At 41.8% G+C, this 7,229-nt stretch carries 6 protein-coding genes; 4 read left to right on the top strand and 2 right to left on the bottom strand.

Translation table 11 applies throughout. From position 1 onward, the window contains the following. On the bottom strand, positions 1-539 hold a 539-nt coding region (locus F6K40_RS30505), incomplete at its 3' end, for a Uma2 family endonuclease (RefSeq protein ID WP_293141366.1). A gap of 222 nt (positions 540-761) precedes the next feature. Next, positions 762-1,310 (bottom strand): Uma2 family endonuclease, encoded by a 549-nt coding sequence (locus tag F6K40_RS30500; RefSeq protein WP_293141364.1) that lies wholly within the window; start codon positions 1,308-1,310, stop codon positions 762-764. 180 nt (positions 1,311-1,490) lie between these two features. Here F6K40_RS30500 and F6K40_RS30495 point away from each other — a divergent pair, with 180 nt between their 5' ends. From F6K40_RS30495 to F6K40_RS30480, 4 genes are all read left to right on the top strand, one after another. Then, entirely contained in the window at positions 1,491-4,268 is a 2,778-nt protein-coding gene (locus F6K40_RS30495; protein ID WP_293141363.1) for a WD40 repeat domain-containing protein, read from the top strand. 215 nt (positions 4,269-4,483) lie between these two features. Continuing rightward, positions 4,484-4,738, top strand: a complete 255-nt coding sequence (locus F6K40_RS30490; protein ID WP_293141362.1) for a hypothetical protein — start codon at positions 4,484-4,486, stop codon at positions 4,736-4,738. Then, the gene (locus tag F6K40_RS30485) at positions 4,735-5,142 is read left to right on the top strand and encodes a type II toxin-antitoxin system VapC family toxin (RefSeq protein ID WP_293141360.1); all 408 of its coding nucleotides are present in this window, start codon (positions 4,735-4,737) and stop codon (positions 5,140-5,142) included. The genes F6K40_RS30490 and F6K40_RS30485 overlap by 4 nt, the downstream gene beginning before the upstream one ends. A 432-nt stretch (positions 5,143-5,574) precedes the next feature. Next, positions 5,575-6,381 (top strand): hypothetical protein, encoded by an 807-nt coding sequence (locus tag F6K40_RS30480; RefSeq protein WP_293141358.1) that lies wholly within the window; start codon positions 5,575-5,577, stop codon positions 6,379-6,381. Positions 6,382-7,229 lie beyond the last annotated feature (848 nt).

The raw sequence follows: 7,229 nt of genomic DNA, 5'->3' as shown, positions 1-7,229 counted from the left end.
GGTGCCCAGACCTCAACTACAGGCAATTCCCACCCTGGTAACAATTCTGGAACTTGTAAAACATCTCCATCTCTAAGCACAACTTTTTCGTGATTCGGGCGATAAACTTCCATTGTGCGAGTGCGGGGATCTACTAATACTCCGACAGTGGTGCCATAAGTTAGAAACTGTTGAATTTTCTCTCGGAGTTTGGTTACAGAATCAGTTTTAGATTTGACTTCAAAAATTAAGTCCGGTACGATATCGGCATAATTTTCTGTGGTTTGAGGTAAGCGATCGCTCCGAATAAAAGCAGCATCTGGAGCGCGGACATCTGCATCTGCATTTGGTAAACGAAAACCTGCACTGGAAGCTGTTATTCTGCCTAGTTTTCGAGGTCGCACCCAGTTTAATAATAGGTGAATAATCATTGCTGCTACTTCATCTGATTCTAAACCTGACGGACTCATAACGATGATTTCTCCTGCTACTAATTCCATTTGATGATCTGGGTGTTCGGTTGTTAATTTTTCTAGGTCTTTTGTTGTTAGATTTGGCATGGTTATTAATTATTTCTCAATATAAATATTATCATAACTTACACAAAATAACAGAAATATGTTATTGCGAGGGATAGCGTTTGCGGAGCAGTCCGTTAGGAAAGCAATCTCAAACGTCAACATTGCGTTCCTCATGTCTAAGTCCTAATATAAATATTATGTCATTTGTTGGATAGTGGGAGCATCTTGCTCCCGTACATGAGCAAGAAGGCGAGTGCTATCTTAAAATTCTGGTGCCCAGACCTCAACTACAGGCAATTCCCACCCTGGTAACAATTCTGGAACTTGTAAAACATCTCCATCTCTAAGCACAACTTTTTCGTGATTCGGGCGATAAACTTCCATTGTGCGAGTGCGGGGATCTACTAATACTCCGACAGTGGTGCCATAAGTTAGAAACTGTTGAATTTTCTCTCGGAGTTTGGTTACAGAATCAGTTTTAGATTTGACTTCAAAAATTAAGTCCGGTACGATATCGGCATAATTTTCTGTGGTTTGAGGTAAGCGATCGCTCCGAATAAAAGCAGCATCTGGAGCGCGGACATCTGCATCTGCATTTGGTAAACGAAAACCTGCACTGGAAGCTGTTATTCTGCCTAGTTTTCGAGGTCGCACCCAGTTTAATAATAGGTGAATAATCATTGCTGCTACTTCATCTGATTCTAAACCTGACGGACTCATAACGATGATTTCTCCTCCTACTAATTCCATTTGATGATCTGGGTGTTCGGTTGTTAATTTTTCTAGGTCTTTTGTTGTTAGATTTGGCATAGTTATTATTTGCTCAAATATTATAATGATAACCTGTAGGGACGTTGCATAACAAAAATGCGTTTCATGTCACGCAGTGAAACGTCCCTATTTTTTGGTCTACCAATCAATAATCTTGTTATGATAGTATAACTGCAATATACTAAAAATACTGCTACTTTAAAAAAGAGGTTAAATTCTATGCCCGTACAAGGAATAATTCATGCTGTTAGTCAGCTTATTCAGACGGCTTTCCAAGGTACTGCGAACGGAGTGGCTAAAGGCTGGGCAGAGGCAAAGGCCAAGCAATGGAGCGAATCGAAAAAAAAGGAATCGTCTAATTCGACTGCTATTGTGCAGCAAACTAAGGAACAGGCACAATGGATACAAGCACAATCTCAATATCTCAAGCGACGAGAGGAGAGGGAGGCACGGTTAGAAAAGCTGCAAGCAGAACAACAGCACTTACAAGCTTATATTGCTGGAGATCAAGCGCAACGAGGAGAACGCGCTCTCCAACTCAAGCAAGATGAATTGGGACTACAAGCTAATATCGCTGAAGGTAAAGCAGAACGAGAGGAACGCGCCCTCCAACTCAAACAAAGTGAATTGCAACTCCAAGCTGATATTGCCGCAGGTGAAGCACAACGAGGAGAACGCGCCCTCCAACTCCAAGAGGAAGGGTTAGAACTACAAGCTAATATCGCTGCACTTCAAGCACAACTCCAAGAACGTGCCCTCGCTATCAAGGATGAAGAGTTACAGGATCGGCGCGAACTTGCTCGCCTGCAACTGGATTTGATGCGGGAGTTGCACGCTGAGACAATTAAGGTGCAACTGACGGAAATTGAAACGATTTGGGATTTGGAAAATTGGTTCTCGAAATTGAGTCGCCAGGAAACGGAGGATATTTTGCGCAAGGGGCAGCAGCAATATCGGTTGTTGGTACTGGCATCGCCTCCCGATATCAGCGAAGATTGCCCCCAGTCTTTTCACAACAACTTAAAAATGGAAATCCAGAGCAAGTTAAAGGAGTTTCTGCATAAAAATTATCCTTTTAATCCAGAGACGGAAAATTTTTCTCCTTGCCCCGTGGAGTTTTACGGGGATTATTTTAAGGAACCGATTTCCGATCTTCGGGTGAAGCAGTTACAGAAGTTGTTAGCACCAGTGCCGACGGTGGTGCTTTACTGCCAGATTAGCGATTATGAGGTGAATTTCCATCTGGGGCATTGGGGATTGCACGATGATCATGTTTCTTTGTTGCCGATGCAGGCGTGGGATTGGGAACAGGCGCAGGAAAAGCTAGAGGAGGCGGGTTTTGATGAAAAGAAGAGTTTGCGGATTATTCGGCAGATTATTGTGATGGTTCATAAGTTGTTGGCGGCGTTTGTTGTGGATTTGTATTATCTCAATCTTGATGCGACGGCGAGTTACGAACCCCGTTTGTTTGAGTTGGAGGAGGAGTTTGCGCGGGAATGGTTTCCCCAGGAGTTGGTGAGGGAATATATTGAGATGTTGCAGGAGGTGCAGCAACGGCAGCGAGATGCTTACGAAGCGGAGTTTGAGAGGGGAGAGGCTGTTAGTTGGAAGTGTACTCTGAGTTTTACGGGGTTTTCTGACGATTTATATAGGTTGGTTGCTATTAATGTTGATGAGAATAAGTTGGCTGGGGAAAGGGGTGATGGGAAAATAACGAAGGTTTGGAATTTGCAGACAGGGAAATTGATTGGAGCATTTGATTCGTTACGTTTCAAGGGTTTAAGTGAAGATTGGCAGGTGTTCTATCGCAGTAATTTCGATATGTGGCGCAATTTACCAATGACGCATACTACTCTAAGTGTATGTGGTCTATGCGCTTTCTCCCTCGCCTTTAGTCCCGACGGAGATCTCCTGGCCAGTGGCGGTAATGACAACACCCTCAAACTGTGGCATCCCCATACGGGAGAATTACTGCGTACTCTAATAAGTCCACATACTGTCAGTTCCGTCGCCTTTAGTCCTGACGGGCAACTCCTGGCTAGTGGCAGTTGGGAGAATAACATCAAATTATGGCATCCCCACACCGGCGAATTACTGCATACTCTAAAAGGTCATTCAGATGCGGTCTTCTCTGTCGCTTTCAGCGCCGACGGGGAACTCCTGGCTAGTGGCAGTAGTGACAAGACTATCAAAATATGGCATCCCCACACCGGCGAATTACTGCGTACTCTAAGAGGGCATTCAGATTTAGTCTTCTCTGTCGCTTTCAGTGCCGACAGGGAACTCCTGGCTAGTGGCAGTTATGACAAGACTATCAAAATATGGGGTTCCCACACCGGAGAATTGTTGCGTACCCTAGAAAAGTCAGCTAGTGTCAGTTCCGTCGCCTTTAGTGCCGATGGGCAACTCCTGGCTAGTGGCTACTGTAGTATAAACAGTGAAGACCGTGGAAAGTTTAATTCCAGCATCGTCCAACTATGGAACCCCCACACCGGAGAATCGCTGCAGAGCCTAATTGCTTTCGATAGCATCCGGTCTGTCGCCTTTAGTGCCGACGGGCAACTCCTGGCTGGTGGCCTTGCTAACAATACCATCAAACTGTGGGATCCCAACACTAAAGAATTGCTGCATACCTTAAACGGGCATTCAAATCCTGTCAATTCTGTCGCCTTTAGTACCAACGGGCAACTCCTGGCTAGTGCCGATCATGGTGGCATCATCAAACTGTGGTATCCTCACGCTGGAAACCGCCTACCTGCAAATCGCGAATTTCCCGTAACCAGTCCCGATCGCTCTCTTCTCGTCAAACCAAATTACGACGAAATCAGGGAAACATGGAATCTGGAGATTATCGACGCTGCCACCGACAAACTATTAGAAACCCTCCCTGCTCATTCCGGTTCCATCGAACAAGTCATCTTTAGCGAAGACGGCAACACGATGGTGAGTCTAGGAGGAGATTTAGTCATCAAAGTTTGGCGTCGGGGGGAGGGGTGAAGTCAGAAGTTAGAAGTCAGAAGTTAGAAGTAATCTTGTAGGGTGCGTTACACTTCGTTAACGCACCGCCCAATCTATAATGTTTCGGTGGGTTACGCTGGCGCTTTTCATGTCGGCAACAGCCGTTTTCGCTGCGCGACATAAAAAGCGGAGCTTTGCGTTAGCAAAACCCACCCTACTAGCTCTTAACGGAAATAATAGATATCAAAACACAAATGAATAAGGAACAAATTTTACTCAATAAATGGCGGACTTTGCCATTAGAAAAACAGCAAGAAGTATTAGATTTAGTCGAACAACTTTATCGACAAAATCACGATATTAACCAGGAAAATATTTATCAACCTCAAACAGAGATGGGGAAAAAATTATGGGAAATTAGTTCTCGATCGCTAACCAAGCAATCTAAATTACTAACTTTGGATGAAATAAATGAAGAGATATCAGAAAGTCGGAGAGAAAGGCATTGAATTTTACCAAAACTTACATAGATTCTGGCGTGCTTATTGCAGCATTTAGAGGCATAACCCCCACAAGAATAAAAGCAACAAAAATTCTTGATGATCCCCAACGAGAATATGCTACTAGCTTGTTTGTAAAGTTAGAAGTATTACCCAAAGCTATCTATAATAAACAACCAGCAGAAGTTGATTTTTATGAAACTTTTTTTGCAGGTTGTACTATCTGGGCAAACGAACTAGAAAAAATTGTAGAATCTGCACAAAAATTAGCTTCTGATTTTGGTTTAGGAGCAATAGATGCTCTTCACGTTGCTGCTGCTATTTCTGTAAATTCTGATCAATTAATAACAACAGAAAAAACAAGTAAACCCATGCACCGAGTTACTCAGATTCAGGTAATTTCAATTTATTAATAATATGACGAAATCTTTTCAACCCCCAACATCCCAGTCCAGTAGGGTGCGTTAACGAAGTTCGGACTTACGCAGAACCATCATATCTAGTAGAGGGCGAATGCCATTCGCCCCTACAAATGGTGTATGATTTGTAATTTTGCGTAAGTCCTGGAAGTGTAATATCAAATCCGATAGTATCGGTACAATTCAATATTGTAGGGGTTTGGTAACCAAACCCCTACCAAACTTGGAGTTTTTGCCAATACTGATAATAGAACCTTATTCTCAGTGTGGCAAGCGGATTTGATATAACGCACCACTAAATCTAGAATGTTTCGGTGCGTTACGCTGGCGCTAACGCACCCTACTGAACTTTTTTCTCCTATTCCCTATTCCCTAGCGCGTAACGCTATACTTTTACTAACTATGAAATTTACTTAAAGGAAAGAGATGTTAGAAACCAAAACCAAAACCCCAAATTTGCTAGGTTCATTAGTAAATCTAGCAGTTCCCATAACAGCTTTAGTAGGTATCATCAGTTTACAAGTATTCTGGCCACCAGAAGATTCACCCTTAAAAGAGAAAGTCGTTTTAGACTCAACAGATGCAGTTTTAGCCGAACAAAAAAAAGCTTTACAACTCAACCTATTGAAAGCATCTCCCACTTTTGGATTTGATAATTTGATTGCAGATTGGGTATTTCTGCAATTTCTCCAATATTTTGGAGATGACGCTGCTAGAAATGAAACAGGTTTTTCCCTGAGTGAAGATTACTTTGATATCATCACCCGCTTAGATCCTAGATGGGTTGATATATACCTATTCCTTTCCAACTCCTTATCTATATATGAAGCTAAACCCAAAGTAGCTATAGAATATATGACTCGTGGCACCAATGTACTTTCCCCAGAAATAGATCCGAAAGCTTGGCAAGTATGGAGATTTAAAGGGATGGATCAATTATTATTAGCAGGTGATATTCCGGGCGCAATTCGTTCTCACGAAATGGCAGCAGAATGGACTGATAATACATCATACCAGGAGTTCAGCTCTCTATTTAGAAACACGGCAGAATTTCTCAAGACAGATCCAGATAGTAAATTAATCAAGTTTAACGCCTGGTTATGGGTATATTATCAAACAAGAGACTCAAGGGTACAGGAACGCGCTCAACAAGAAATTATCAAACTTGGTGGGAAAGTGGAAATAACTGAAACTGGAGAAAAGCGTTTTGTCTTGCCAGATGCTGCTAAATAGAATTTAGAAATTAGAAATTTGAGAAATTAGAAATTTGAGAAATTAGAAATTTGAGAAATTAGAAATTTGAGAATTAAGGGTATTAACCCCGAAACAACTTACAGCACTTTTTAGGATGGTGAGGTACAGTTTAAAAATAATCTCTTTTTCATATTTACTAGAGTGAGCAAACTCTGTACCTCACTAACTCCGAAACTGCTGTAAATTTCCTTGTAGATATTCACCCTTGGGTTTACGCAAAGGATACTAGCGGACATGATATAATTAGGGTTTGCTGAAAAAAGCAAAGTGTGGGAAGACAGGGATGGTAGGATAAATAATTTTTCCTTGATTTTTCTGCCCTAGTTATCCCAAAGTCCTCACTTTATGCAGCTCTTTTAACCGAAAAAATGATACTTTTTCACCACTTAAAATGGCTAAAACCTTTAGCTGTAAATACTTTGAGATTTAATCAGCAGAGCAATAATATCATGTCCGGTTGAATAGTTATAAATAACGAGGAAGGAGGGTGGGGAGTGTGGGGAGTGTGGGAAGTGTGGGAAGTGTGGGAAGATTTGGTAATGGTTGAATATGGAACTTTTTTTTATCACGCTCTTATCCGGACATGATATAACTAAACTCTAATAGACATTTTCAAAAATAAAAAATCAAATCAATTATCGGGCAGAAAACATTTATTCTTTCCCTCTACTCCCTACTCCCTACTCCCTACTTCCTACTCCCTCTTTTCTGGAGATACCTAATTATCTTTCAACTTTTCCACGTAACCCCACAAACTATAATCACGTGCTAACCAACCATGAAAAAAAGCCATCTGAGTTGCATCTTCTTGTACCCTTTTATATCGA

It is taken from the genome of Okeania sp. SIO3I5 (assembly GCF_010672085.1).
GTDB lineage: Bacteria > Cyanobacteriota > Cyanobacteriia > Cyanobacteriales > Microcoleaceae > Trichodesmium.
This window is presented reverse-complemented; position numbering and strand designations above follow the sequence as displayed.

Bases quoted from the DNA above. Each gene is read 5' to 3' on its own strand.
- F6K40_RS30500 (WP_293141364.1), bottom strand. From the start codon at position 1,310: ATGCCAAATCTAACAACAAAAGACCTAGAAAAATTAACAACCGAACAC.
- F6K40_RS30495 (WP_293141363.1), top strand. From the start codon at position 1,491: ATGCCCGTACAAGGAATAATTCATGCTGTTAGTCAGCTTATTCAGACG.
- F6K40_RS30490 (WP_293141362.1), top strand. From the start codon at position 4,484: ATGAATAAGGAACAAATTTTACTCAATAAATGGCGGACTTTGCCATTA.
- F6K40_RS30480 (WP_293141358.1), top strand. From the start codon at position 5,575: ATGTTAGAAACCAAAACCAAAACCCCAAATTTGCTAGGTTCATTAGTA.